General features: G+C 50.6%; 24 protein-coding genes and 1 tRNA gene. 8 read left to right on the forward strand and 17 right to left on the reverse strand.

What is annotated here, in order from left to right; genetic code table 11:
- The first annotated feature begins 21 nt into the window (after window positions 1-21).
- Complete coding sequence (locus DZK30_RS00815; RefSeq protein ID WP_162902733.1) at window positions 22-2,247, forward strand: TonB-dependent receptor; 2,226 nt, start codon at window positions 22-24, stop codon at window positions 2,245-2,247.
- Window positions 2,248-2,334: 87 nt separating this feature from the next.
- Here the strand turns inward: DZK30_RS00815 and DZK30_RS00820 are convergent, their stop codons facing one another.
- The 4 genes from DZK30_RS00820 to DZK30_RS00835 form a co-directional block, all read right to left on the reverse strand.
- A complete protein-coding gene (locus DZK30_RS00820; RefSeq protein WP_118972188.1) occupies window positions 2,335-4,122 on the reverse strand; it encodes a T9SS type A sorting domain-containing protein in 1,788 nt (595 codons plus the stop codon).
- A gap of 294 nt (window positions 4,123-4,416) precedes the next feature.
- Entirely contained in the window at window positions 4,417-4,992 is a 576-nt protein-coding gene (nusG, locus tag DZK30_RS00825; protein ID WP_118972189.1) for a transcription termination/antitermination protein NusG, read from the reverse strand.
- A gap of 48 nt (window positions 4,993-5,040) precedes the next feature.
- Complete coding sequence (secE, locus tag DZK30_RS00830) at window positions 5,041-5,241, reverse strand: preprotein translocase subunit SecE (protein ID WP_118972190.1); 201 nt, start codon at window positions 5,239-5,241, stop codon at window positions 5,041-5,043.
- Between the two features lie 73 nt (window positions 5,242-5,314).
- Window positions 5,315-5,385: transfer RNA gene (locus tag DZK30_RS00835), tRNA-Trp, on the reverse strand.
- Between the two features lie 293 nt (window positions 5,386-5,678).
- On the opposite strand from DZK30_RS00835, the gene odhB reads away from it, so the two are divergent.
- Window positions 5,679-6,911 carry a 2-oxoglutarate dehydrogenase complex dihydrolipoyllysine-residue succinyltransferase gene (odhB, locus tag DZK30_RS00840; RefSeq protein ID WP_118972191.1) on the forward strand — a complete coding sequence of 411 codons (1,233 nt, stop codon included), beginning with the start codon at window positions 5,679-5,681 and terminating at the stop codon, window positions 6,909-6,911.
- Window positions 6,912-7,056: 145 nt separating this feature from the next.
- On the opposite strand, the gene DZK30_RS00845 is transcribed toward odhB, so the two are convergent.
- Complete coding sequence (locus tag DZK30_RS00845; RefSeq protein WP_162902734.1) at window positions 7,057-7,227, reverse strand: T9SS type A sorting domain-containing protein; 171 nt, start codon at window positions 7,225-7,227, stop codon at window positions 7,057-7,059.
- 172 nt (window positions 7,228-7,399) lie between these two features.
- The gene (locus tag DZK30_RS00850; RefSeq protein WP_118972193.1) at window positions 7,400-9,436 is read right to left on the reverse strand and encodes a GEVED domain-containing protein; all 2,037 of its coding nucleotides are present in this window, start codon (window positions 9,434-9,436) and stop codon (window positions 7,400-7,402) included.
- Window positions 9,437-9,547: 111 nt separating this feature from the next.
- Here DZK30_RS00850 and DZK30_RS25590 point away from each other — a divergent pair, with 111 nt between their 5' ends.
- A complete protein-coding gene (locus DZK30_RS25590; protein ID WP_162902736.1) occupies window positions 9,548-9,724 on the forward strand; it encodes a hypothetical protein in 177 nt (58 codons plus the stop codon).
- A gap of 25 nt (window positions 9,725-9,749) precedes the next feature.
- On the opposite strand, the gene DZK30_RS00855 is transcribed toward DZK30_RS25590, so the two are convergent.
- The gene (locus tag DZK30_RS00855) at window positions 9,750-11,132 is read right to left on the reverse strand and encodes a DUF58 domain-containing protein (protein WP_118972194.1); all 1,383 of its coding nucleotides are present in this window, start codon (window positions 11,130-11,132) and stop codon (window positions 9,750-9,752) included.
- Between the two features lie 299 nt (window positions 11,133-11,431).
- Here DZK30_RS00855 and DZK30_RS00860 point away from each other — a divergent pair, with 299 nt between their 5' ends.
- From DZK30_RS00860 to DZK30_RS00870, 3 genes are read left to right on the forward strand one after another with little or no spacing between them, the layout of a single operon-like run.
- On the forward strand, window positions 11,432-12,754 hold the full coding sequence (locus DZK30_RS00860; protein WP_118972195.1) for a DUF4833 domain-containing protein: 1,323 nt from the start codon (window positions 11,432-11,434) through the stop codon (window positions 12,752-12,754).
- Window positions 12,755-12,790: 36 nt separating this feature from the next.
- Window positions 12,791-13,417, forward strand: coding sequence for a sterol desaturase family protein (locus DZK30_RS00865; RefSeq protein ID WP_118972196.1), 627 nt, complete (start codon window positions 12,791-12,793; stop codon window positions 13,415-13,417).
- Window positions 13,417-14,373, forward strand: a complete 957-nt coding sequence (locus tag DZK30_RS00870; RefSeq protein ID WP_240432828.1) for a phosphatase PAP2 family protein — start codon at window positions 13,417-13,419, stop codon at window positions 14,371-14,373. The genes DZK30_RS00865 and DZK30_RS00870 overlap by 1 nt, the downstream gene beginning before the upstream one ends.
- Here DZK30_RS00870 and DZK30_RS00875 read toward each other — a convergent pair.
- The 10 genes from DZK30_RS00875 to DZK30_RS00915 form a co-directional block, all read right to left on the reverse strand.
- Window positions 14,370-14,726, reverse strand: a complete 357-nt coding sequence (locus tag DZK30_RS00875) for a diacylglycerol kinase family protein (protein WP_118972198.1) — start codon at window positions 14,724-14,726, stop codon at window positions 14,370-14,372. The two genes, DZK30_RS00870 and DZK30_RS00875, sit on opposite strands and share 4 nt — an antisense overlap.
- Before the next feature lie 41 nt (window positions 14,727-14,767).
- Window positions 14,768-16,216 (reverse strand): B12-binding domain-containing radical SAM protein, encoded by a 1,449-nt coding sequence (locus tag DZK30_RS00880; protein ID WP_118972199.1) that lies wholly within the window; start codon window positions 16,214-16,216, stop codon window positions 14,768-14,770.
- Between the two features lies 1 nt (window position 16,217).
- Complete coding sequence (locus DZK30_RS00885; protein ID WP_118972200.1) at window positions 16,218-16,766, reverse strand: sugar transferase; 549 nt, start codon at window positions 16,764-16,766, stop codon at window positions 16,218-16,220.
- Window positions 16,763-17,254 carry a Coq4 family protein gene (locus DZK30_RS25595; RefSeq protein ID WP_162902737.1) on the reverse strand — a complete coding sequence of 164 codons (492 nt, stop codon included), beginning with the start codon at window positions 17,252-17,254 and terminating at the stop codon, window positions 16,763-16,765. The genes DZK30_RS00885 and DZK30_RS25595 overlap by 4 nt, the downstream gene beginning before the upstream one ends.
- A 50-nt stretch (window positions 17,255-17,304) precedes the next feature.
- A complete protein-coding gene (locus DZK30_RS25600; RefSeq protein WP_162902738.1) occupies window positions 17,305-17,631 on the reverse strand; it encodes a hypothetical protein in 327 nt (108 codons plus the stop codon).
- Between the two features lie 49 nt (window positions 17,632-17,680).
- On the reverse strand, window positions 17,681-18,007 hold the full coding sequence (locus tag DZK30_RS00895; protein ID WP_118972202.1) for a hypothetical protein: 327 nt from the start codon (window positions 18,005-18,007) through the stop codon (window positions 17,681-17,683).
- Window positions 18,008-18,095: 88 nt separating this feature from the next.
- Entirely contained in the window at window positions 18,096-18,395 is a 300-nt protein-coding gene (locus DZK30_RS00900; RefSeq protein WP_118972203.1) for a winged helix-turn-helix domain-containing protein, read from the reverse strand.
- The gene (locus DZK30_RS00905; protein ID WP_118972204.1) at window positions 18,396-19,046 is read right to left on the reverse strand and encodes a hypothetical protein; all 651 of its coding nucleotides are present in this window, start codon (window positions 19,044-19,046) and stop codon (window positions 18,396-18,398) included.
- 213 nt (window positions 19,047-19,259) lie between these two features.
- The gene (gene recG / locus DZK30_RS00910) at window positions 19,260-21,368 is read right to left on the reverse strand and encodes an ATP-dependent DNA helicase RecG (protein WP_240432829.1); all 2,109 of its coding nucleotides are present in this window, start codon (window positions 21,366-21,368) and stop codon (window positions 19,260-19,262) included.
- Window positions 21,369-21,658: 290 nt separating this feature from the next.
- Window positions 21,659-22,627, reverse strand: coding sequence for a KpsF/GutQ family sugar-phosphate isomerase (locus DZK30_RS00915; protein WP_162902739.1), 969 nt, complete (start codon window positions 22,625-22,627; stop codon window positions 21,659-21,661).
- A gap of 161 nt (window positions 22,628-22,788) precedes the next feature.
- Here DZK30_RS00915 and DZK30_RS00920 point away from each other — a divergent pair, with 161 nt between their 5' ends.
- Together DZK30_RS00920 and typA are read left to right on the forward strand one after the other, a co-directional pair.
- Window positions 22,789-23,019, forward strand: coding sequence for a DUF4287 domain-containing protein (locus tag DZK30_RS00920; RefSeq protein WP_118972205.1), 231 nt, complete (start codon window positions 22,789-22,791; stop codon window positions 23,017-23,019).
- A 386-nt stretch (window positions 23,020-23,405) separates the two neighbouring features.
- Window positions 23,406-25,208: a translational GTPase TypA gene (gene typA / locus DZK30_RS00925; RefSeq protein WP_118973358.1), complete on the forward strand. Its 1,803-nt coding sequence runs from the start codon at window positions 23,406-23,408 to the stop codon at window positions 25,206-25,208.
- Window positions 25,209-25,284: the final 76 nt, after the last annotated feature.

Here is a 25,284-nt window from a genome sequence, read left to right on the forward strand (position 1 = left end):
TCGCGTCAGGCAATATATAGTATGCTTTCCGCAATATGGCTTGTCCCTTCATGGGCATCGGCGCAGGATGCCCCACTCAAGCAATTGTCCGGGAAAATATATGATGAACAGGGCAGGGAAGCACTTCCCGGCGCAGTGATCCGCGCGCTGTATACAGGTCACGCAACGGTATCGGATGCTGATGGTCATTTTGAGCTCTCCGTTCCCGATACGGTAGGTCATGTAGTGATCAGCTATGTGGGCTACGGGAATGATACCCTAACGGTGGCAGACCTCTCAAGCGGCGCCGTGTTGCGGCTGAAGCCTGCCAGGGCGCTGGGTGAAGTAAAGGTGGAAAGCCGTAGAAAAAGCACGGAGATCAGTCTGTTGAGTACGGCCAAGGTGGAAAAGATCGGTTCGCGTGAATTGATGAAGGCAGCCTGCTGCAACCTGAGCGAAAGCTTTGAGACCACCCCTTCGGTCGATGTAGGCTTTACAGATGCCGTAAGCGGCTATAAGCAGATCCAGATGCTGGGTCTGGCAGGTAGCTATACCTCCTTTACCCGTGAGAATATACCGGATATCCGGGGCCTGGCGGCCATTACAGGGCTTACCTTTACGCCTGGTGCCTGGGTAGAGAGCATGCAGCTTAGCAAAGGCGCCGGTAGCGTAGTGAATGGTTACGAGGGTACTACGGGACAGATCAATGTCGAATGGCGAAAGCCTTTTGCCGAAAAAGAACCTACCCTGTTCCTGAATGGTTACCAAAACTCGCAGGGACGTACCGAGGGTAACCTGGTGCTGAGCAAACGTTTTAGTGAGAGCCTGAGCACTAACCTGCTGCTGCATGGCCGCAGCGACTGGGCCAAGGTAGATCAGAACAAGGACGGCTTCCTGGATCAGCCCCTGGGGCAAACTTTCGTCGGCTCCAACAGGTGGTTCTTCTTCGATAAATCGGGCTTCGAAGTCCAGGGCGGCGTTAAAGGCGTGTACCTGGACAATACCGGGGGGCAGAAGGGTTACAAAAAGGGGATGGAACAGATAGACGGCAACCCCTGGGGATATCGGCAAAAGATCAGGCGTGTCGAGGGATGGGCCAAGATAGGGAAGGTATTTCCCGAAAAAGTATGGAAGAGCATGGGGCTGCAATTGTCGGGCGTGTATCATGATCAGCAAAGCAGCTATGGCAGCAGGGCCTATAACGGCCGTCAGCAAAGCTTTTATGCCAACTATATCTACCAGACCATCATCGGCAATACGAATCATATCATCAAGGGAGGCGCCAGCTTTGTCGCCGACAACTATAAGGAAAGCTTCATAGGAACGCCTTACAACCGCAGTGAGTATGTGCCCGGCGCTTTTGTTGAGTATAGCTATAATTATCTTAACCGGTTTGGCCTGGTTGCCGGCCTGCGCGCCGATCACCACAATATCTTCGGCACGTTTGTAACACCGAGGCTGCATGTGCGCTATGCTCCGGCTGAGAATAGCGTGTTCAGGGCCTCTGTTGGCCGCGCCCAGCGTACGGCCAATGTCTTTGCCGAGAACCTCGGCTATATGGCCAGCAGCCGTAGTTACATCCTGTCGGGCAATGCGCCTGGTAAGCCTTACGGGCTCAACCCGGAAGTGGCCTGGAATATGGGTGTCAATTTTACTCAGAAATTCATGCTCAACTATCGTGACGGCTCCTTCAGCACCGACTACTATTATACCGATTTTACCAACCAGGTAGTGGTGGATATTGAAAAGCCGGGCGAGGTCCGTTTCTACAACCTCGATGGCCGCTCTTTTGCACACAGCTTCCAGGCGCAGCTGGACTATGAGCCTATCCGTAAGCTCGACGTGCGGCTGGCTTATCGCTACTATAATGTACGCAGCACCTACGATGGGGTGCAAAAGCTAAAGCCCCTGGTGGCGGCGCACAGGGCATTTCTTAACCTGGGCTACGAAACCGGCAACAACTGGAAGCTCGATTATACGGTGCAGTGGATAGGCCCTAAACGCTTGCCGGTACGCTTTGGAAACGATCATGGTGAACAGCCGGAAGGTGATTCGCCCTCCTTTGTGCAAATGAATGCGCAGATCAGCAAAAGCTGGAAAGAAGGAAATCTGGAAGTCTATCTCGGCGGGGAGAACCTGACCGGCTATATGCAGCACGACCTCATCACCGGCGCCGATAATCCCTTTGGGCACAATTTCGACGGTTCTGTCATCTGGGGACCGGGTATGGGCCGGAGCATTTATGCCGGCTTCCGGTATAAGCTTTAATACAGTACAAGCAATTCTTTAAAAGTAAAGAGCCAGGCATAATAGCCTGGCCTCTTTTTGTATCCATACTTACTCCGTAATCTTTCTCTAGTAAATGCTGACTTTTTTGGCTTCTGTAGTATGATCGGTATAGCTGATGCGGACCACGTAAATACCCGGAACAAGCAAAGTGCTGAAGGCATGCTCGTAACGGTTGGTCGAAAGGTTGGCTTCCTGTACAAGTGTTCTGCCGTCGATAGACAGGATCTGTATCGCTGCGATGTTTTTGCCCTTGGCGCTTACCTGCATTCTTGCCGCATCCATCTGCAAGGCACTGCTGGATGGCGTAGGGTCGGCAATACCTTTTTCAGGAGCTACTCCGGTTTCTTTAGCACATTCCAGTGTCACCGTTACGGCGACTTCATATGGATCCAGTTCGATAGGCTTCACATCGAATAGGCCAGGCGTATCTACGTATACGGTCTCTTTGGTTATGTTCAGCCGCTTATTGGATGCCGGGAGGATTTTATGAGGCTCGCTGCAAAAGAACTTAGCCGAACTAACAATCATGGAATTGCCGGTACCCCGGCGGAAGGTATTGGCCTCCTCCTGCTCATCGGCTATGAAGGTGTAGTTGTGGATGTACGCTCCCATTTCTATGCGTCCCGGGTCATAGCTGGTGCTCGGAAAGCCGCCGTCTTTAAAAACGCTTTTGCCGGAAATGTCATAGACCCTGCTTTGCTTAAGGGCGCCGGTGTTACCATCATAATGTAACGCTGCTACCCTGGCTTTATCCGGTTCGCCAGTGGGCATTTCCGCACCAAGGAAATATCCTCTTTCATAGCCATCGATCTCGGGCACCAGGCCGGGCCCACGTTTGGTTGCCATACCGTCCCTGCCCGATGCCAGCCGGAATTCCACTTTGTCGGGAAATTGGTAAAACCTTTGCCATTGTGTTGTCACCAAGGTATCTCTCTGCTGGATGCAAATGCCACCTTCTTCATCGGTGAAGGCCATTTCAATGCGGTGGGTGACGCCGTTTTGTCCGTAATCACCGCTCATCTGCACGCCGGTAACGCCTTTGATCCCGTGGACAGAAGAGAGATCATAACGTTCAAATATGGCCAGGTGCGGCGAATCGACGGGTTCGTAATAGCAAAATGCTGAGGTAACCTTGCCATCATTCATCAGGCCGTAGAAAGACGGATTACCGATAGTGGAGCGATTAAAATGATAAGCACGGACATAATGAACGGATTGGTACGACTTGGGCGGATGTACCATTTTATACCGCCGTACCCGGTAAAAGGCGCTGTCGGCAACGTACAGCAGCTCCGCAATAAACGGCGTGTTTTCGTACTCCAGCAAGCAAAGAATGCGTTTGGGCCCCTGGGATAGGTCGATGTACTCGATCATATCGAAAATGCGGAGGAAGCTGTATCCCGGAGGGAGCGATGGCAACTGGACCGGTTTGATGATCTTTCCGTTTTCGTCATAGTGAAGAAAAACTGCAGCTTTTACGTCGCCTTTATCGTTTACTCTTTCCGCCAGTACATTAACGCCATTTTGTCCCGATATAAACGGTTCATATCCTTTCAGCTGACGGAGATAGTCAGAGGTGTTTGTGAGCCCATGATGGCTGGTGTATACGATATTGTTTGCAGGACTTTGAAAGCTGATTGCTCCTATCAGGTGTTTCCCGTTGAAATCCAGGTTATAGGTTTCGACGGTATTTTCTTCATAAATGGTACCGAGCTCTTCCCCGCCAATGTGGTCGGCCACCTGCAATTTGGCACTGGCATCGCCTACTTTAAAGAGGTAGGTTTGGGCAGGCGCCGTTACAGCAACAAGTCCCTGCAGGGCGAAAAGCCCCGCAAACAGGTTTAATTTTGTCATAGTTTGGATTTTGTTTGGTCCCTACTTTGTTGAAGGCTTTTCGGGTATGGCCTTTACGTTGATATGCTGATCGTAGCAAGAAATAGCTTCCGGAAGACTTGCTCTAAGGATAGACAGTAACCAATATTTAACGGTTGGTCATCGTATTGAAAAACAATGTATAAGAAATGGCCTTATAGCGATTGTTTTAAGCGGACTGCAGGGAGGAAGACGGAAATTACTCGCCTGGGGCATGTATAAACGCGAAAAAGCCAGGTTGAGCAACCTGGCTTTTCATTATCTGGTAAAAATAAATTAAGCGATCTTTTCTACCTGAGAATAGTTGAGCTCTACCGGTGTAGCGCGTCCGAAGATCTTAACCACGATCTTCAGCTTCTTTTTCTCTTCGTTTACTTCTTCGATGGTGCCATTGAAGTCGTTGAACGGACCGTCGATGATCTTAATGGTCTCTCCTACGATATAAGGTTCTGCATAGCCGATACCCTGTTCTGAAACTTCGTCCAGCTTGCCAAACATCTTGTTCACCTCGGTTTTACGCAGGGCTATGGGATGCTCTTTGCCTAGGAAGTGGATTACACTGGTTACGCCGGTAATGCCCTGGATCATCGTGTCGTTCAGCTTGCCTTCTACTGCTTCCAGCATGATATAGCCGGGAAACAGGGTTTTTTCACGCAATACCTTCTTGCCGTTCTGCACTTTGAACACTTTTTCCACGGGGCAGAGTATCTGCAGGATGACATTACCCCATCCGTTGATCTTCACCTCTTTGTCAAGGTGCTCTTTTACTTTTCTCTCTTTTCCGCTCACAATGCGAAGCACGTACCATTTGGTTTCCTGCTCGACAGCCTGAGGCGTATTTACATCACTCATTTCTCTAATTTAATTGCTTAAGTCCGGTGTGAATAGCTACCTGGCGGCTTATTTACCGGCCATGTTGTAGATCAGGTCCTTCAGGATGAATTTGGAAGCGGCATCCATGCCCAATACCAGTAAGGTAATGATCGCCAGAGAAGCCAGGACAATAAGCGTGGTTTGCTGCAATTCATTCCAGGAAGGCCAGCTTACTTTATGGACCAGCTCGTCATAAGACTCCTGTATGTAAGTTCCGAATTTGCTCATAAAATGTTATAAATTAAAAATGCAAAAATCAAATTTAACAATTTAAATCAATTTTTGCATCAAAAAAAATATGCACGGGTACTAGGATTCGAACCCAGATCAAAGGTTTTGGAGACCCGTATGCTACCGTTGCACCATACCCGTGTATCTAAAAGAGCTCAAAACAAAAAGTCAAAAGAATGCCTTTTGACTTTTGCAATTGGTCCGCAAAGATAAAGAACATTTTCAAAACGATAAAATATTTTTTAGGATTGCGGGGCCCTGCCTTGACGGGAACCAAAGCCGGTATCATGACAAAACGCAATAGATCGTAGTATAAAGCAGCTATTTTGCAATAACTTTTGTGAAGTGAACACGGTTTCCTAATTTAGCAGCCCAATAGAAAATGCTCTTTTTTCTTCAGAGACACAAAATTAGCTAATCATATTTTTCATTCCATGATTGAAATAAAAGTGCCCCCCGTTGGCGAGTCCATCAGCGAAGTAACCCTGGTAAAATGGATCAAAAATGACGGCGATTGGGTAGAGCGCGATGAGATCATCTGCGAGCTGGAATCAGAAAAGGCTACGTTCGAGCTGAATGCCGAGCAGGCAGGTATATTACAAACAGTTGCTAAAGAGGGAGATACCCTGAATATTGGCGACATTGCCTGCAAAATCGATGATGCTGCCGAAAGGCCCGCCGCCGCGGCGCCCAAGGCTGAAGCGCCCAAAGCGGAAGAAAAAAAGGCCGAAGCGCCAAAGCAGGAGACACCCGCCCCGGCGGCTAAGCCCGCCGCCGATCCGGCTGTCAAGGCTTCTCCCGTAGCCAACGCGATCATGAGCGATAAAAATGTGAAGCCCGATACGGTAAAAGGCACAGGTTCGCATGGTCGTATTATGAAAGGCGATGTGTTGGCAGCCCTGGAAAACCCGGGACGCACACCCGGCAAGCCCCTGTTCAGCCGTGAGAACCGCCCCGAAAAAATGAGCAACCTGCGGAAAACCGTTTCCCGCCGCCTGGTGGAAGCCAAAAACACCACAGCGATGCTCACCACCTTCAACGAGATCGACATGACCCGTATCATGGACATCCGGAAGGTATACAAAGATAAATTTAAGGAAACACATGGGGTGAACCTGGGCTTCATGTCCTTCTTCACCAAGGCCGTTTGTATCGCTTTGCAGGAATGGCCCGCTGTGAATGCCTATATCGACGGCGAATCCATTATCTACCACGAATATTGCGATATTTCCATTGCCGTGTCGGCCCCCAAAGGTCTCGTGGTGCCGGTAATCCGCAATGCCGAGAGCCTGGGCATGTTCGAGATCGAGCAGAAGGTAATGGAGCTGGCCGGTAAAGCCCGCGACAACAAGCTTACCATTGAAGAAATGACAGGAGGTACCTTCACCATTACCAATGGTGGGGTATTCGGCTCCCTCATGAGCACACCTATCATAAATATCCCGCAATCGGCCATTCTGGGTATGCACAAGATCCAGGATCGTCCCATGGCGATCAATGGCAAAGTCGAAATACGTCCTATGATGTATGTGGCCCTTAGCTACGATCACCGTATCATCGACGGCCGCGAGTCGGTAGGCTTCCTGGTAAGGGTGAAAGAGTTGCTGGAGAGCCCCGAGTTGTTGCTTATTGGTAAAGATCCTGTGAAAGCCTTGCTGGAGCTCTGAATGTAACAGGCTGTAAACACAAAATAAAAGGAAGCGTTGCCCGGTAAGGAGCAACGCTTTTTTGGTGCGGTGCGGTTGTAGCCGGTTTTGTGGTGATGCAGGTCGCTTGTTATGGCGTCTGCGTGGGTGAGGGGCCGGTCTTCTTTTAGGGTAAAACTTCAAGCTTCCGTATTACAAAGCCTTTATCAGTAGAGATACGTATTGTGTACAGGCCTGCGGCCATGCCGGATACGGGCAATTGGTGCTGCCGACTACCAGCAGCTTTACGATCGTCGATCATAGCGCCAAGGGTGTTGAACGCGGTTCCCTGCGCCATCCGGACGTTTTTGCTCCTGTTGAATAGTAAGGATTTTTTCAATGCGACGGAATAGGTGAATTGTAAATATACAATTATTTTTTTTACCTACATCATTATGTGGTATTTATTTGTCACCATAAAAAAAGTAGCCCCAAGGGGCTACTTTTTATTTCTGCAATGAGAAAAAGAACTACTTCACGATTTCAAATTTACGGATCACGAAGCCTTTATCGGTAAGAATACGTACCGTATACATGCCCGGGGCCATACCGGATACGGACAATTGATGCTGCCGGCCTTCGCTTGCCTTATGGTCGTATACCACGGCGCCCAATATATTGAATACGGTAACCTGTTGCATCTGTATGTCCTTGCTCCTGTTGTCAATGATAACCTGGTCTTTTGCCGGGTTGGGGTAGAGTATCATATCGGCCTGCGTTGCGCTAAGGGTAACAATGCCGGTGGCCAGGTCCACATTAATCACCTGGCTGATCGAGAAATCGCCGCAGCCGTTGAATACTTTCAGCGTTACGTTATAATAGCTGGTGCCCGAATACACATGCAGCGGCTCAGGGTCTGTACTGTGCGGGCTGCCGTCGCCAAAATCCCATTCATAGGCTTGTACATCCCGCGGACGGAGCGCCGCAAATTTTACCTTTCCCAGGTCTTCATAAAATAAAGGAACAAAATTGAAGCCTTCCACAACGGGCGAGGGAAGGTAAGCGATATGTTTGCTGTCGGTAGCCACACAAGAATAAGGCGTAGTCACGGTCACGGTATAATCGCCCGAATCGGTAGCGGAGATTACCCGTGTGGTTGCGCCTGTGTTCCAGGTATAGCTATAGCCGGGATTACCGGCATCTACCGGGATCACATCCCCTTTACAGATCGCCGTATCGTTGCCAAGGTCCAGTACAGGCAGTGGCCTTATCACCACATTGGTGCTGCTGTGGATAACGCAGCCATGCACACTTTTTATACTTGCGGTATAGATACCGCCGGTGGTCGTATTGATCGTTTGCGTAGTGGCGCTGCCTGGCGTCCAGCTGTAGGTGCTGCCGGCATTGCCCGCGTTCAGCGTTGCGGTTTCACCTGCGCACAGATCGGTCGTGGCGGGAAGCACATTTACCGGGACCACGCCGGGAGTAATGGTAATGGCGTCGGAACCACTGCAGCCGCTGGGCAGTGTTACCGACACAGAATAAGTGCCGGCGGTATTTACATTGATCGTTTTGGTCGCAGCGCCGGTATTCCAGGCATAGGTAGCACCGGTATTGCCGGCATCAAGGGTGTAGGTGACACCGGGACAAATGGTGGTATCGTTGCCCAGGTTGACGGCTATGGCCGTTACACTTACGGTAACCGGAGCTGAATTGCTACTGCTGCCGCCGGGATTGGTACAGGTGATCCGGCAGCGGAATTGTGTCGGTTGTGTTATCGGAGGTGTGGTCTGTGTAGCAGTGTTGGCGCCGAAGTTAACCCAGGTGCCGCTGCTATTGTATTGCCATTGATAGGTGATGCCGGCCCCGGAAGTGCTGCCTGTAAGACTTAACGATGTGGTCGCATTACAGGCTACGGTAGCAGCGGCAGCATTGGCGGTACCACCGGCCGGTGTACCGCTGCAGGTAGAAGGCAGCACATTTACAGTATAGTCTTCTACTTCTCCATACAGATTATTGGTACAGGGGAGCAGCGGATCGGTAGCCCAATCCCGGAGGATCCTTACCCGCATCCTGGTATTGCCGGTAGTCGCGGCAGCAGGAACAGTAACTGGTGCGGTGATTGTCGAAACACCGGTGGTGGTTAAAAGTGAATACACTGTTTCCCCCGTATCGTCGAAGTCGCCATCGTGGTTCCAATCGATCCATATCGCCCATTTATAGGTAAATAACGCGTCGGAGCTGGCGTTGACCGTGAAGCTCCCCCCGGCGATCGAGGTGACGACCATGCTGGTATAGTCGGCATAGCCATTGGTAGAGGCTACCGTGCCGGTATTGTTGATGTTGGTAGAGCCGCCGGTAGTGGTTACGCTGGCGATATAATAAATGCCGGTATTGGTATTGCTCGTGACCGCGCAATACGTCTGGGCCGATACGTTACCCTGAATGCTCAGTAACGCAAGCAAAATAAACAAACCCTGAAATGTCCTCGTAATGCCACAGGAAGTTTGCCTGAATAGTTGGTTTAGGAAAGTGTACCGTGTAAATAATTTGGTCATCATCATCATGTTTTGAGGTTAGCTAAAAACAATGCAATTGGTTTATTGGTAATCAAGGCTAAAGAAATGCCATTTCCCAAAATACAATTACCTGGTGATAAATCATAAATTATTTTATGCATGATGCTCCCCTTTGTACAGCCGTATAATGCCGGTTATCTGCAGACGACCTGGCATACTTGGCGACCGGGTGAGTGGCCGGATAGCATAACAGTAGACAGGGGCAAAACGATAGTATATCTGCCGGGAACACAGCGCATGACCGCTGAGCTCAGGAAGCGCAACCGCCTGGCTTAGCAAATAAGGTTAAGCAGGGAGAGATTTAAATATTGCCTACGGTGACATTGCTGTTCTGCAATGCCTTTTCGATCTCCTTCTCGCGCCGGATCAACTGCAGGCGGAGCGGACTGAGCAGCCAGCGTCCCCTGATACGCTTCAGGCGGTCTTCCGGTCGCAGCAGGAAAAGCCGCTTCAGCCAGGTCCAGGGAAGAAAGCTGCGGAACGTATCGGAAAGCTTTACATAATAAACTACCGTCTCGGCGCTGCATTGGTCGAGCAGTTGCGCTACTTCCGAAGGATCGTTGAAAGAAGAAATGCAAAGCACCGAACCATAACGGGGCTCAAAGTAGCTGGTCAACTCGCGGTCCTTATGCCAGGTGCTGTTGCTGATCACCCTTTGTACAAAAGCCGCTCCATTGAGCTGTTCCGGTATCTGCAGCTGCTGGTCGGGCAGGTACTTTACTTCCCATTCCTTGCCGGCCAGGATCTCGTAGGCCGTCCACACGCGTTCCTTATAGTAATTCAGCATCTCCGCGGCAAAATCGTTGTGACGCTGGGCGGTTTTCAGATTGGTATGAAAGCTGGCATAGAAATAGATATGAGAAGCATACGGATCAAATATTTCCGGAACCCTTACCACGAGCTCACGGCTCTTTGCATAGACCTTCCATACGATACGCCGTACATCGTCGCCGCCTTCAAAGCCCTTATAATTGAGGTATTCTCCTTCAACCTTTCGCAACTGGTCGATCCGGGTTTCTGTCTGTTCGGCCCTGCGGGGCAAGGCCTCCTGTTCATGCAAAGACACCTGGCCGGGCGCCTGGTAAAAATGACCTTTAACCCTTTGGATGACGGGGAGAGAGAACAGTTGCAGCATATCCTCGAAGTAGACGGCGCCGCCATTGATCGCATATTCTTTAATGTCGGGAAGCAATATCCTGCTTTTGCCCGATACGCCCTCGCGCCAGAATTGCCGTGCCTTTCGCTTGTCGGAGGCCATGGGGAACTTATCCGTCAGCCTGCGATCGTCGTAAAAAAGCCTGCCCTTGATGAAGCCGAGGAAGGGGCGCCGGGCTTTTCGCAGCAGGGTCTCTATCCATAAACCTTTATGCTGCCCGTCCGGTTTGAAATCAAACTCCAGCTGGTACCGGTTATGCCGGCGCAGCAGCAGGTAGTGCAGCCAGCAAAGGAAAGTGGTAAGGACAGAAAAACCGATCAGCGCTACGATGAACCATAGCGCCGTTTTGCCCATCAACTGGATCAGGGGCTTAAAAGAAGACACTTCCTCTCCTTTTACCGGCTCTGTGGGCCTTACGATCCTGAAACACAGCCAAAGCGCCAGGGCGACTACAAAGGCATTAAGGGTTAACGGAAAATACTGCCCATAATAACGCACGCGCGTTCTGAGATCTTTCCACTTCATCATTTGCGGGGAAAGTTACGGATTAAATGAATATCCGCATTTCTTTTTCAGCTTGCAGGGCCTGCAAAACCCTGCCTGCGGGCATCCGGGAACAACCAAAGGAATCTTTCTGACCTGTTATAAATATTCTCAATAATATTTTGGTGCGTATTTCTGTGAACAATTACGACCTTTGCCCGCGATTTTGGCGCAAGCCTGGCCGCAATGAGCAAGCGTAACCAAAGAAAATTTAATTAAACGTTTGTTTAATTTCTGGAATTGGTTAATTTTGCATCTGAAAACAAGTGACAACTAACTGGTGTATGAGTGATGTTTCTTTCAGGGAAAAAGCGCAAAAGGGAATTTATAAGGTTATCAATCCTTTTGTACGTTTTCTGATCCGGCTGGGGCTTACGCCCAATGCAGTAACGACTATAGGGTTGTTGCTGAATGTGGGTGTGGCGGTGATCTTTATCATCGGCGCCGAAAAAGGGAACCGTGGCGAGCTGGGTTACGTAGGCTGGGCCGGCGGCCTCATCCTGTTTGCCGGTCTTTTCGATATGCTGGACGGACAAGTAGCACGGCTGGGCAAAATGTCTTCGACCTTTGGCGCCTTGTACGACTCGGTACTGGACCGCTACAGCGAGCTTATCCTTTTCCTTGGCATTTGCTACTACCTTATCTCCCACCACTATTTTCTCAGTTCGCTCTTTGCCTTCATCGCCATGATCGGCTCGATGATGGTAAGCTATACCCGGGCCCGCAGCGAAGGGCTGGGCATTGAAAATAAGGGCGGCTTGATGCAGCGGCCCGAGCGGGTGATCCTGATCGCCCTGTCGGCCATTACCACCGGCGTGGCAGGCGCCTTCGTAGAGGGCGACGGCAAAGTATTCATACCGGGTATCCGGTTTCATGTATTCGAGTTAATGAGCATTTTTACAATCCCTATAGCAATAATGGCTGTTTTAACCAATATCACTGCGTTCAAGCGACTTGTTGATGCCAAAAAGGCCCTGGATAAGATCGACGCAGAAAAAGCGAAAAAAATTTCCTCCGCTAACATGGCCGCTGTGCTGTTGTTAGGTGCTGCGCTGCTTGGCCTGCCCACTGCCACGCATGCCCGTATCGACGATGGCCGGGCGACCTTTACTGAGGCGGTAGATACTTTTCCCGTGCCCAAATTCACGGCCAAAACCCAGTTCTATGTGCAGCGTACGCCCAATACCAATACGATCATGTATGAGCTAAACCTGAAGAACGGCGAGCTAAACGAAGATAATCCCATCCATGTATACTGGATAAGGTATGCAGACGGTGGCGGGACACAGGAATTATCATATATTCAGCGTAAATTTGCCTACGGTGTCAAAACGTCGAAGATCGCTGATGAAAAATTCAAGTTGCTCTTCGCTGCATACGACAAGATTCCCTTTTACCTGATGAAGTCTTCCGCCGGCATCTATCATACTTATGTAGAGCTCGACGGGAAAATGGTTGTACTGAGAAGATTGTATATCCGTATTGATCCCGGTGGCACTTTCTGGTCGCCTAATGTAAAATACGTGGAGTTCAAAGGGACTGAAGTGGCGAGCGGAAAAGAGGTGATCAAAAGAATAAACCCCAAATGGAAGCCCCCTAAGCAATAACGATTGCCCGGTTCCCGTCGAGAAAAAAACAAGACAATGAAAAAGAATTACGTTTCCAACTCTCCCGAATCCATACGTATGTTCAAAAGCAATTTCCTGGAGACCTTCTCGAAGGTCCACTGGACTGTGCCTATGATCCTGTATATCCCGGTAGTGCTGGTATTCGCTTACCTGGGTCTGTTTGTTGCGCATACGCCCGGGCTGGTATTCCTTGGCATGTTCGCAGTGGGGCTAATCTCCTGGACACTGTTTGAATATGTGCTGCATCGCTGGATATTCCACTATGTACCAAAGCCCAAATGGGCCCTCCGCCTGCATTTCATTTTCCATGGGGTACACCACGATTATCCCAATGATATGAAAAGGCTTGTTATGCCGCCATCGGTGAGCATTCCGCTGGCGTTCGGCGTCTATTTTGCTTTATATGCCTTTTTGCCATCTGTATACCTCTATCCCTTCTTTTCTGCATTTGTGCTGGGCTATATCATCTACGATACCATGCACTATGCCCTTCATCATTTCAATTTTAAAGGTGAGGTCTGGAAAAAGATCAAGAAGCACCATATGCTGCATCACTACTCCGATTCAAGCAAAGGCTTTGGCGTGAGTTCCGAACTGTGGGATAAGGTGCTCAGTTCCGGCTTCCCGAAGAAGAAAAGCTAATGAGTTCGACTACAATAACCAATATTTCCCGCATCAATCCTATGCCCGTACACCGGCGGTTGCTGCTTGCGGGAGGTATCAGCGTCGCGTACCTGATCCTTTCCTGTTTCCTGATCGGTTTCCGGCCCGAGCAGATCTTTATTTCCGGCTTGTTCTTCGTGCTGTACACCGTTTCCAAGAAGACGCGCAACTTCCTGCTTACCCTGATGCCGTTCATCGTTTTTTGGGTGATCTTCGACTATATGAAGGCTTTCCCCAATTACCGCTTCAATACGGTGCATGTGGGCGATCTGTACGCTTTGGAAAAAGAGTATTTCGGGTTCAATTACCGGGGGACCATACATACCATCAACGAATTTTGGGCATTAAACCGCAGCACCTTGCTCGATGTACTGAACGGTTTTTTCTATCTCTGCTGGATGCCGGTGCCTATCTCATTTGCCGGCTACCTGTTCTTTAAAGACCGTAAAGCGGCCATCGAATTCTGTCTTACCTTCCTGCTGACCAATTTCGTAGGATTCATAGGCTATTACGGCTATCCTGCCGCGCCGCCATGGTATATCCACGAGCACGGAATGGTATTCAACCCGGCTACCCCGGGCAATGTCGCCGGCCTGGCAGGTTTCGATCATTTCTTTGGTGTGCAGATCTTCCATGGGCTATATGCCAAGAGCTCCAACGTATTTGCCGCCATGCCCTCGCTGCATGCGGCGTATGCATTGGTTTCCGTATATTATGCGTATAGGAAGAATGTGGCTACGGGCTGGAAAATATTCCTCACCATCGTTTGCCTGGGTACCTGGTTTGCGGCGCTATACACCGATCACCATTATCTGATCGATGTTCTGGTAGGCATTCTTTGCGCTACCATCGGAATCGCACTTTTCCGCAGTGTATTGCTGAAGAGCAAAGCTTTCAGCAGATTCATGAGGAGCTATTACCAGCAAGTGGCCTAGTGTAGGGGAAAGAAGAAGACGATGATGCCGGTAAGCAAGGCAAACAGCGCTGCGATGAGTACTGCCGCCGCACCAATGTCCTTTACTTCTTTGATCAGGGGATGGCGTTCCGTGCTCACCTTATTACAAAGCCGTTCCAGTGCAGTATTGAGCGCCTCCGTGATCCATACCAATGCGATCGCCAACAGCAGCAGCCACCAGCGCATATAGGTAAGCCCTTTTAGCCAGCCCAGTAAGAGTATCACCACTGTCGCCAGCAAATGCAGCTGTATATTCCTTTCTGAACGGACCAGGGTAGACAAGCCCTGGAAGGCATAATGGAAGCTGTGAAGGAGCTTATAAACCGATCTCATGCGTTCTGTCAATAGTACCTCCTGTTAACAGCCCTGTACGTTTAAAGTTGTTTTGCCAGACCGGTTGAACAGGCTGCCGCCGAGGTGTCCTGTTGCTGCGTCGCTACCGGATGTTCCTGTCGGCCGGTTCCTTTCTTTACTTTGGCCAGGACTGATTCCAGAACGGGCAGCATATTGTTCAGGTTGCGGGTCTTGATCAGGAAATTCCATACCGCTTCAAATTTTTTCCAGCCGCCGGCATAAAAGAAGTGTTTCAGCTTGTGCTTGTGTGTATCGTGCTGCAGGCTGGCTTTAACGATATTGCTCCAGCTGTAAAAGGATCTGTAAGCCCAGTCATATCCCTTTTTTAATGTTGCCGCATCAATCCTGGCGGTTTGGTACACGACATTCCGCGTATCATATTGATCCCAGTCGTACGTCAGTATGCGTCCCTGTTGCTCCATGTCTTTGTACAGGCGTGTGCCCGGGTAGGGTGTCAGGATATGATAAGTGGCCGTAGTGATCGCATTGTTGACGCCCCAGTCCACCGTTCTTTTAAATACATCGCTGTCGTCATCGTCCAGGCCAAACACAAAGCTCCCGTTGATCATAATACCCAGCGAATGGAGCCTGTTCACGGCTTCCCGGTAATCCTTGGCAAGATTCTGCTTCTTATTGCTTTGTTTCAGGTTGGTGGGTGAAAACGTCTCGAAACCCACGAACAGGCTTCGAAGCCCGGCTGCGGCTGCTTTCTCGATCAGGTCGCCCCGCAATATGGAATCGACCGTACCTGCAGCCTGGAATACCCGGTTCATGCCTTTCATGCCTTCAAAAAGCGCTGAGGCAAAGCGGGTATTGCCCAACAGGTGGTCGTCAAGAAAATAGAGGTGTCTGCCTTCAAGACGGTCAATCTCGGACAGAGCATCGTCTACAGCCTGGGTATAAAAGCTTTTACCCCCTTCAAAAAAAGCGTCCTTATAGCAGAAGTTGCAATGATGGGGGCATCCCCTGGTGACCACAATAGAATTCGGCACGAGGTAACGGTTCCTTTTGATGAGGTCGCGTCGTAACGGGGGTATATGCTCCAGTGTTCTTATCGCAGAGCTGTAGCGCTTCTGCGGTATTTTATTCCTGAAATCCTTCAAAAAGCGCGGAAAGGTTTCCTCTCCCGGTCCCAGGAAAATGGTATCCGCATGTTCTGCAGCCTCATCGGGCAACGAGGTCACGTGCAGGCCACCCAGGATCACATAAGCGCCCCGGCTCCTGTAATGATCGGCAATGCGGTAAGCCCGGTAAGCATTGGTAATATATACCTGGATCACCACAAGGTCCGGCTCATCTTCCAGGTACAACGTTTCCACATGCTGGTCCTGCAGGTCTACTTCATCATCGGGCGACAGGTAGGCGGCAAGCGTGGCCAGACCCAATGGAGGAAACAGGGAATACTTAATGGGCCGCCAGAAAGGGCTTTCCGCTTCGGTAAGCGCGGGCAATATCATTTTGACTTTCATGTTACTTCAGGTTGTTTTTTTGGAAAAGGATGCGGCGCACCCTGGTCTTCCCGAATACATTCATCAAGAAGGATACGACAACCACGCCGGCATCGGCGACGACGTTATGGTTCCTGATATAGTACCGGTCCCAGAACCAGGATGTTTTGCGGTGCTGGCCGCCATACAGCTGGGCGTAGCCGGTAATACCCGGCTTCACCTGCCATCGGAGGGCATGATAGGTATCGTGCCACCGGAGTCGTTCAATATCTTCCGGGGTTAAAGCCCTGGGGCCAACGATGCTCATATCGCCTTTGAGCACATTAATAAATTGCGGCAACTCGTCCAGGCCGGTCTTGCGCAGTAGCCTGCCCGTTGCCGTAGGGACCTGCCGGGTCATCGTGCGGAACTTGAATATGCGGAAGGTTTTCTTGTTTCTGCCGGTCCTTTGCTGCAGGAAGAAAACAGCATGACGTTCTTTCAACAGCAGTATAGCCGCAATGATAATAGCGGGTAGGAAAAAAACAGCCAGTGCGATCAGGGAAAACAATATATCAAACAGTCTTTTCATAAATCCTGGGCTTTTGCGCTGAAGAGTTCATGGCGTACTTCCTGTAGTTGTTGCGGTACCAGGTCAAACCAATTGAGCCGGTTCAATGAAGGCGTTTGTCTTCCCCTGTTCCAGGCCTGCCGGAAGCTGCGCCACTTATCGGGCATGATGAGCAGGCCTACCGCCACGCTGAACAGTACCGGCGCCGTAATACGGCCATTGGCCAGCATAAAGCATTGCAGACTTACTTCGCCTTCTTCTGTTGGCGGATAGCCCAGCACTACATGCTTGATATCGTGCTTCTCATAATGGGGCAGCAGATGGATGTCGTTATCGTTGAAAAAGCGATACAATGCCCTGCCCACGGTGCCATCGGGCAAGTGCTGTAATTGCTTCAGCGAATAAGGGAAATGATAGCCCTTCCGGACCAGTTTGAAATAGGGGAGAGCAACCTCATGCGCGAGATATACCAATAGCCGTTTACGGATGTGGTTAAGCTGTATTTTCATAAGAAGTATGTTTTTAGAAGTATGAAGAAGGTGTTCTGATTCCGGGCGGCCTACAGCTGTAAGCCGCTCATGCAGTATCCCGCAACCAGGTAGTACAGGATGGCAATGGTGCCGGCGATGCCCAGAAAAATGGCCAGTATGGTGGCACCGGCCATAACCAGGGACCATGTGCCGGGCAAGTATTGTCGTAACCAGCGTCCGGCGCCTTGCAACAGCAGTACGAGCAGGAAGCAACAGATGGCACCGGCAATCCCGGCCGGTACTACCAGCATACCGGCCAGCCCGGTATCCCGCCCCATAAGAATAAGGCTGCCGATCATAAACAGGAGGAAGCAGGCGGCCGCGATTGCAATTCCTGCTGTACATCTTGCTTTCATGGTGTAAACATGTTTTGCGGATTATAGGGAGAAATAAGTCATGCCAGGATCAAAACCGGAGGTTTTCCATTGCGCTCCCTGCAAGCAGCACAATCAGTGTCGCAATGAAGGCCAGAAAACCCAGGAATATAGCCAGGTAGGTGATTCCCGCCGACAAAACGGCCCAATCCCCTGGACGGTTCTTCCGTAGCCGGCTCACGGTCCTTTGCAGCCATCGTGCAATCAGGAAGCAGATCATACCACCGGGTATGCCTGCTACCAGCACCAGTATACCCGTGGCGCCGGCGCCCTGATGCAATAAGTTGATGCCGGCCAAGGCAAACAGGAGATAGCAGGTAACGCTGATAGCAGTGACAGGTACCCATTTTGTATTCATGTAAAAGTGCTTTGTTTTTCAAAGTGAAAAGAGAAAAATAAAACTGCACAATCACCGGGAATCTTAAATACCGGGCTGGTGCAGTAGGCTAATTGATGGTTTTAATGATCTTTTCGAGCGCATCGAGGTGCTGGCGGAATGCTTTTTCGCCGGCGCGGGTAATCGAATACACGGTATTGGTCTTGCGACCGATAAATCCTTTTTCCACCTTGATATACTTATGCTCTTCAAGGGTCTTCAGGTGCGTGGCCAGGTTGCCGTCTGTAGCATCGACCAGCGCCTTAAGGTCGTTGAAGTTGATGTCTTCATTCACCATCAGGGCGCTCATGATGCCGATACGGAGCCGGCTGTCGAATACCTTGTTGAGCTGTTCGAGTTCTTTCCTCATTTACTGATCATATTTCCGCCACATGATAATGCCATAGACAATGTGCAGCACGCCAAAACCAAAAGCCCAAAGATAAAGCCCATATCCGGGCGAAAGAAATAATCCTGCACAACCCAGGATCACCTCGGTAAGCCCCAGGTACTTGATGTCGGATACCGTATACTTGCTGCCGTTGATCAAGGCAAGGCCATAGAACACAAGGCAGCCAGGGGCAATATAGATCCAATCGCCCTGCGCGATAAACGCCAGCGTCATCAAGGCGCCGGCAGCCAGAGGAATGGCGAGATTGATCACCATCTTGCGTGAGGCAGTATTCCACATTTTGATGCCTGCCTTCCGGTTCTTACGATAAGTAAAATAAAAGCCACCCAGGAAGGCAACGATGAAGATCGCAATGCCCAGACCCAGTAGATCAAAGGGATAAGCGACAACAGGACCTTCGGTATAACGCTCGCTATAGTTACCTGCCCGTATTCCATAGCTATTATACTGCTCTAACAAGAGATAGGCAAGACCCGATCCCGCCAACGCCACCATGCCGGCCCATATCCCGCTCCAGCCGCTGAGCGACAGGAACCGGGACGAACGTTCCATAATATTGCGGATCTCCTGCAGGGTTTCCAGGGATGTCTCTTTTTGTTCAGTGTCCATAAAAGCACTTTGAAAGACAAAGTAAATTGATATTTTTGAAAAGAACAACTATCGGGCCAAAATATTTTTGGTATTTCCCTGCAGCGGCCTCGCATGTTATGCCGCTACAATGAAATGTTTTGGGTCCTGATCGAAAGATGCTATGTTGCTACCGAAGGCTCTGCCCGAATGAAATGGTATGAACCGGTTTATTGCTTTGCGGGAAAAAAGTGCTTAGCTGATCTTGCTCCACTGCTGCACCTGTTGATTCCGGCTTTTGTGGATATCCGTTTTCAGCTGCTGGTGCTGCGGCAGCTCCAGGTGGGGATCGGCCGACAGGATCTCCTGCGCGGCGACCTTGGTTTCTTCCATAATGTCGGCATCATGGATAATGTCGGCGATCTTGAAGTCCAGCGCACCGCTTTGTCTGGTGCCATAAATATCGCCGGGGCCGCGCATTTTCAGGTCCTCTTCCGCGATCAGGAAGCCGTCGTTGGTCTGCGTCATAATGTGCATGCGCTGCCGGCTTTCTTTGCTCAGCTCGTGGCCGGTAAGCAGGATGCAATAGCTTTTCTCGCTGCCGCGGCCCACACGGCCCCGCAACTGGTGTAGCTGGGACAGGCCAAACCGCTCGGCGCTCTCGATCACCATTACCGAGGCATTGGGCACATTCACACCTACTTCGATCACTGTAGTAGCAACCAATATGTGTGCGTGTCCGTTCACAAAGCGTTCCATATTGCGTCCCCTTTCATCCAGCGGCTGCCGGCCATGTACCATAGCCACCCGGTATTGCGGATCGGGAAACCAGGCCCGTACCTGCTCATAGCCGGCTGTCAGGCTTTCATAGTCCAGCTTTTCCGATTCTTCGATCAACGGATACACAATATATACCTGGCGGCCCTTTTCGATCTCATGCTTCAGGAACTGCATCACTTTGGGCCTGAAGTTCTCGCTGCGGTGGATCGTTTCGATGGGTTTACGGCCAGGCGGCAGCTCATCGATTACCGATACGTCCAGGTCGCCGTATACCGTCATCGCCAGGGTACGGGGAATAGGCGTGGCCGTCATCACCAGCACATGGGGCGGCCGTTCGTTCTTGGTCCACAGCTTGGCGCGTTGCGTTACGCCGAAGCGGTGCTGCTCGTCGATCACCGCCAGGCCCAGGTTGTGGAAGCGGACGCTGTCCTCTACCAGTGCATGCGTGCCGATCACTACCGGGATCAATCCCTTGGCCAGGCCTTCCAGCACCTGCTTGCGTTCCTTGCCCTTTACCGAACCTGTGAGCAGCGCCACAGGGATCTGCATGGGTTCCAGCAGCTCTTTAATGCCCTGATAATGTTGCTGGGCCAGTATCTCGGTAGGCGCCATCAGGCTGGCCTGGAAACCGTTGTCGAGCGCCAGCAGCATGGCCATTAGGGCCACTATCGTTTTGCCGCTGCCTACATCGCCCTGGACCAGCCGGTTCATCTGCTTGCCGGAAAAGGTATCCTGCCTGATTTCCCGAAGCACTCTTTTTTGTGCTCCGGTAAGGGCAAAAGGAAGATGCCGTTCAAAGAAATGGTTGAAATGATCGCCCACTGTAGGAAATACAAAACCGGCTTGCTGGTGGTGGTTCAGCTTCAGCCGCAGGATGCGTAGCTGGGTCACCAGCAATTCCTCCCATTTCAGGCGGCGTTCGGCATGGCGGCGATGGGCTTCGCTGGCCGGGAAATGGATCTGACGATAGGCTTCGAAGCGGGGTAGCAGCTGGTACTGCTGTCGCAGGGCTTCGGGCAATATCTCGGGAATGTCTTTTGGGGAAAGGCGCTCCCACAGGCCTTGAAGCACTTTAGCGAACGCCCGGTTGCTCAGACCTTTGGCCTTCAGCTTCTCGGTGGTGGAGTATACCGGCTGCATACCGGCTATCTCCTGGGCATTGGGCTGGTATAGCTCGACCTCGGGATGGCTGATGGTAGGAAGACCGTTAAAATAAGTGAGCTTGCCAAAGACACTATAGGTAGCGTTGGGCTGTATGCTTTTCTGTACATAGCTGATGCCCTGAAACCAGATAAGTTCTACCCGGCCTGTTTTATCATACAGGGTGGCTGAAAGCCGCTTCTTAAAAGACCGGCCCTCTTCGCTCAGGTTTATGATGGCCCCTCTCAGCTGCACATAGTCCTGTTCGGGCGACAGGTCGCCGATATGCTGTACCCGGGCGCTGTCGAGGTAACGCAGGGGAAAGTGCTGCAGCAGGTCGCCAAAAGTATGGATGTCCAGCTCTTTGCGCAGGAGCTCGCCCCTGAACGGCCCTATGCCCTTCAGGAATTCGACAGGTGTATCTAAAATCGTTTCTATAGACAACGGCACGCAATCTGTTCGCGCAAAAATAAGAACTATCTCCTGGTTTGGCGGCGCTGCTTTGTACTAAAAGCACAGCCGGCAAAAGACCGTGGGAAAAGCGGGCAAAAAGAAACCCGGCAAAAGATTGCCGGGCCCTCATTTGAACCAATTTGCATAATCGAACCACATATTGGAACGATTATTTTCCCAAAGGTTTAATGCCGTTTGTGAAAATGAAATATTTATTTGCCTTTAATTTTTATAGCTTTTATTGCGACTTATTTGCGGCCTTGTTTTTTTGAGACAACAGCCTAGATTAAGCCTTCGCGTACCAGGTCGTGCAGGTGTACCATACCGGCGTAGCTGCCATCGTGCGTTACGATCAGTTGGGTTATATCATGCTGTCGCATCAGCTCCAGTGCTTGTACCGCCAGTTCGCTGTCCTCGATGCTTTTGGGATTCCGCGTACAAATATCCTTAGCGGTAAGCTGTGAAGTATCGGTATTGTTTTCGAGCATACGGCGGAGATCGCCATCGGTGATCACCCCGATGAGCTGCTCATCTTCCATAACCGCTGTGGCGCCGAGGAACTTGCCCGATATCTCGATAATGACTTCCCTGAGCGACGCGTCTGCAGTTACTTTGGGCTGCGCGTTGCGGCTGCTCAGGTCCTGCACAGTAAGGTAAAGCCGTTTGCCCAGCGCGCCGCCGGGATGAAAACGGGCAAAATCGCGGTCGCTGAAGCCTTTCAGCTGCAGCAGGCTTACCGCCAGGGCATCGCCCATCACCAGCTGCGCTGTAGTGCTGGTGGTTGGTGCCAGGTTGTTGGGGCAGGCTTCCGCATCGATGGTTGTATTGATAAAATAGTCGGCATGTGTGGCCAGGTAGCTATCCTTATTGCCACAGATGGCGATCACTTTATTGCCAAAGTTTTTTACAAAAGGCAGGAGGGCCTTGATCTCGGGGCTTTCACCGCTTTTGGAGATCACGATCACCACGTCGTCGGGCTGTATCATACCCAGGTCGCCATGGATGGCATCGGCTGCATGCATGAACAGAGCCGGCGTTCCGGTCGAGTTCATAGTGGCAACGATCTTTTGCGCGATAATGGCGCTTTTGCCGATGCCGGTGATCACCACGCGTCCCTTGGCTTCATGCATCAGCGTTACGGCCTGTACAAAATCACCGTCGATAAAATCGTTCATGCGCTGCAGGGCAGCGATCTCGCTTTGTATGGTTTGAACGGCATACGCGCGTATCTTCTCCGGATTGGGTAACATGGGCGCAAAGGTATCAAGTTTTTACACGTGTTTATCCATTTTCCGGTCTCTCTATATTGACGTATCAGCCCCTTTATTTGTCGCCATAAGCCGCGGTAATGCTCACCGGAGGCCGGTATTTTTGTACAGCAATCCATTCATCCTTAAAAATATTACAGATCATGTCTTTTCAAGCTTATCTCGACAACATACAGGCCAAGACGGGCAAGAGCCCTTCCAATTTTAAGCAGCTGGCCGAGCAAAAGGGCTTCCTGAAGGCCGGCAAGCTGGCCGCCAGTATCAAAGCAGGGGAGATCGTGCAATGGCTTAAAGAGGATTATGCGCTGGGCCATGGGCATGCTATGGCCTTGTTTGCCTTATTTAAGGGTATTAAAAAAGAAGGCGATCAATAATTCTTACTGACTATTCCCGATGTAGGAAACAAAATAATCTCCGATCCTTGAGCACATCGAGGGGATAGCTATAAATGGGCGCTTCGATGGGTCCCGCAACCGTTATCAAGACGAATTTGACCAATGTTTCCTATATCAGCGTAGTCAGCTTATGTAAAACGAACTATGGCGAGATAAAATATGCATATTATGCGTTTTTGTCCGGATCGCGATGACGGTTAGCTGATTGTGTTTTTGCAGATGCCACAATAGTATAATTCGTAATGCTCTCAACTATTTTCCTTACCTTTGCGCACTTTTTAGATACAATACAAGAGGAAAAAAGTAAAGACATCTTAACACCCGGCACAGCCGGGAATGTCTCTTCTCTGTTTTATTTTGCACATATGAACATTCGCAACATTGCCATCATCGCCCACGTTGACCACGGCAAAACAACATTGGTAGACAAGATCATTCATGCCACACAGGTATTCCGCGACAACCAGGAAACCGGTGAGCTGATCATGGACAGCAATGACCTGGAACGTGAGCGGGGCATCACCATTCTGAGCAAAAATATTTCGGTAACTTATAAAGGAGTAAAGATCAATGTGATCGATACTCCAGGCCACGCCGACTTCGGTGGCGAAGTGGAACGCGTGCTTAAAATGGCGGATGGTGTGCTGCTGCTGGTCGACGCCTTTGAAGGCCCCATGCCGCAAACCCGTTTCGTATTGCAAAAAGCGCTGGGCCTGGGCCTGCGCCCCATCGTGGTGATCAACAAGGTGGATAAGCCCAACTGCCGCCCCGATGAAGTGCACGATAAAGTATTTGACCTGTTCTTCCAGCTCGATGCTACCGAAGAGCAGCTCGATTTTCCCACCCTGTACGGCTCGGCCAAGCAAGGCTGGTACAATACCTCCCTCACGCCCACCGACAATATTAATGCCGTACTGGACGCTGTGCTGGAAAAAGTACCCGAGCCGGTAGTAACAGAGGGCAACCTGCAAATGCAGATCACTTCCCTCGATTACTCTTCGTTCCTGGGCCGTATCGCAGTAGGCCGTGTAGCCCGCGGTACCATCAAAGAAGGTCAAAATATACAACTGTGCAAGCTGGACGGCAGCATGGTGCGTAATAAAGTAAAGGAGCTCTATACTTTCGAAGGTATGGGCAAGAAAAAAGTATCTGAAGTAGCTGCCGGCGATATTTGCGCTGTGGTGGGTATCGAAGATTTCCAGATCGGTGAGACTATTGCCGATTTCGAAAACCCCGAGCCATTGGCCGTTATCCATATTGACGAGCCCACGATGAACATGCAGTTCAGCATCAACAACTCACCTTTCTTCGGCCGTGAAGGTAAATTCGTTACCAGCCGTAACCTGCGCGACCGTTTGACCAAGGAGCTGGAAAAAAACCTGGCCCTTCGTGTAAAGGATACCGACGATGCAGATAAATTCCTGGTCTACGGCCGTGGCATCCTTCACCTTTCCGTATTGGTGGAAACTATGCGTCGCGAAGGTTATGAGCTGACTGTCGGACAACCGCAGGTAATTACCAAAGAGATTGACGGACAGAAATGCGAGCCGTTTGAAACCCTTGTGGTAGATGTACCGGAAGAATTTGCCAGCAAAGTGATCAACCTGGTAACGATACGTAAAGGCGAAATGCTGATCATGGAGTCTAAGGGCGAAATGCAGCACCTCGAATTCGATATGCCTTCCCGCGGTCTGATCGGCCTGCGTTCGCAAATGCTGACCGCTACAGCGGGTGAAGCGGTAATGGCGCATAATTTTGCATCCTATAAGCCCTGGAAAGGCGCTATTCCCGGTCGTAACAACGGTGTGCTGATCGCCAAACAAGGCGGTTCCAGTACCGGGTATTCCCTGGATAAGCTGCAGGATCGTGGCTCTTTCTTCATCGATCCGGGTGAAGAAGTATACGCCGGCCAGATTGTTGCCGAGCATATCAAGCCAGGCGACCTGGTGGTAAACGTGGTGGAAGGCAAAAAACTGACCAATATGCGTGCGAGCGGAACAGATGGTGCCGCCAATATTGCACCAAAAATTCAGATGAGCCTGGAAGAATGTATGGAATACATCCAACAGGACGAATGCATTGAGGTAACACCGCAGAGCATCCGTCTACGTAAAATCTTACTGGACGAGATCGAACGCAACAAGTATGCCAAGACAATGAAAGCTTAATCGCTTGACGATTAGCTTGTTTTGGACAGTAGCTATCCGTTCTGGTCCTCGAAAAAAAGAAACAAAACAGTGCAAA

This window comes from Taibaiella koreensis, from assembly GCF_003545715.1.
In the GTDB taxonomy this organism is placed as follows: domain Bacteria; phylum Bacteroidota; class Bacteroidia; order Chitinophagales; family Chitinophagaceae; genus Taibaiella; species Taibaiella koreensis.

Excerpts from the sequence above, each read along its gene's own strand:
- DZK30_RS00815 (WP_162902733.1), top strand. The coding sequence starts at position 22 with ATGCTTTCCGCAATATGGCTTGTCCCTTCATGGGCATCGGCGCAGGAT.
- DZK30_RS00820 (WP_118972188.1), bottom strand. The coding sequence starts at position 4,122 with ATGACAAAATTAAACCTGTTTGCGGGGCTTTTCGCCCTGCAGGGACTT.
- nusG (WP_118972189.1), bottom strand. The coding sequence starts at position 4,992 with ATGAGTGATGTAAATACGCCTCAGGCTGTCGAGCAGGAAACCAAATGG.
- secE (WP_118972190.1), bottom strand. The coding sequence starts at position 5,241 with ATGAGCAAATTCGGAACTTACATACAGGAGTCTTATGACGAGCTGGTC.
- odhB (WP_118972191.1), top strand. The coding sequence starts at position 5,679 with ATGATTGAAATAAAAGTGCCCCCCGTTGGCGAGTCCATCAGCGAAGTA.
- DZK30_RS00845 (WP_162902734.1), bottom strand. The coding sequence starts at position 7,227 with ATGGCGCAGGGAACCGCGTTCAACACCCTTGGCGCTATGATCGACGAT.
- DZK30_RS00850 (WP_118972193.1), bottom strand. The coding sequence starts at position 9,436 with ATGATGATGATGACCAAATTATTTACACGGTACACTTTCCTAAACCAA.
- DZK30_RS25590 (WP_162902736.1), top strand. The coding sequence starts at position 9,548 with ATGATGCTCCCCTTTGTACAGCCGTATAATGCCGGTTATCTGCAGACG.
- DZK30_RS00855 (WP_118972194.1), bottom strand. The coding sequence starts at position 11,132 with ATGATGAAGTGGAAAGATCTCAGAACGCGCGTGCGTTATTATGGGCAG.
- DZK30_RS00860 (WP_118972195.1), top strand. The coding sequence starts at position 11,432 with ATGAGTGATGTTTCTTTCAGGGAAAAAGCGCAAAAGGGAATTTATAAG.
- DZK30_RS00865 (WP_118972196.1), top strand. The coding sequence starts at position 12,791 with ATGAAAAAGAATTACGTTTCCAACTCTCCCGAATCCATACGTATGTTC.
- DZK30_RS00870 (WP_240432828.1), top strand. The coding sequence starts at position 13,417 with ATGAGTTCGACTACAATAACCAATATTTCCCGCATCAATCCTATGCCC.
- DZK30_RS00875 (WP_118972198.1), bottom strand. The coding sequence starts at position 14,726 with ATGAGATCGGTTTATAAGCTCCTTCACAGCTTCCATTATGCCTTCCAG.
- DZK30_RS00880 (WP_118972199.1), bottom strand. The coding sequence starts at position 16,216 with ATGAAAGTCAAAATGATATTGCCCGCGCTTACCGAAGCGGAAAGCCCT.
- DZK30_RS00885 (WP_118972200.1), bottom strand. The coding sequence starts at position 16,766 with ATGAAAAGACTGTTTGATATATTGTTTTCCCTGATCGCACTGGCTGTT.
- DZK30_RS25595 (WP_162902737.1), bottom strand. The coding sequence starts at position 17,254 with ATGAAAATACAGCTTAACCACATCCGTAAACGGCTATTGGTATATCTC.
- DZK30_RS25600 (WP_162902738.1), bottom strand. The coding sequence starts at position 17,631 with ATGAAAGCAAGATGTACAGCAGGAATTGCAATCGCGGCCGCCTGCTTC.
- DZK30_RS00895 (WP_118972202.1), bottom strand. The coding sequence starts at position 18,007 with ATGAATACAAAATGGGTACCTGTCACTGCTATCAGCGTTACCTGCTAT.
- DZK30_RS00900 (WP_118972203.1), bottom strand. The coding sequence starts at position 18,395 with ATGAGGAAAGAACTCGAACAGCTCAACAAGGTATTCGACAGCCGGCTC.
- DZK30_RS00905 (WP_118972204.1), bottom strand. The coding sequence starts at position 19,046 with ATGGACACTGAACAAAAAGAGACATCCCTGGAAACCCTGCAGGAGATC.
- DZK30_RS00915 (WP_162902739.1), bottom strand. The coding sequence starts at position 22,627 with ATGTTACCCAATCCGGAGAAGATACGCGCGTATGCCGTTCAAACCATA.
- DZK30_RS00920 (WP_118972205.1), top strand. The coding sequence starts at position 22,789 with ATGTCTTTTCAAGCTTATCTCGACAACATACAGGCCAAGACGGGCAAG.
- typA (WP_118973358.1), top strand. The coding sequence starts at position 23,406 with ATGAACATTCGCAACATTGCCATCATCGCCCACGTTGACCACGGCAAA.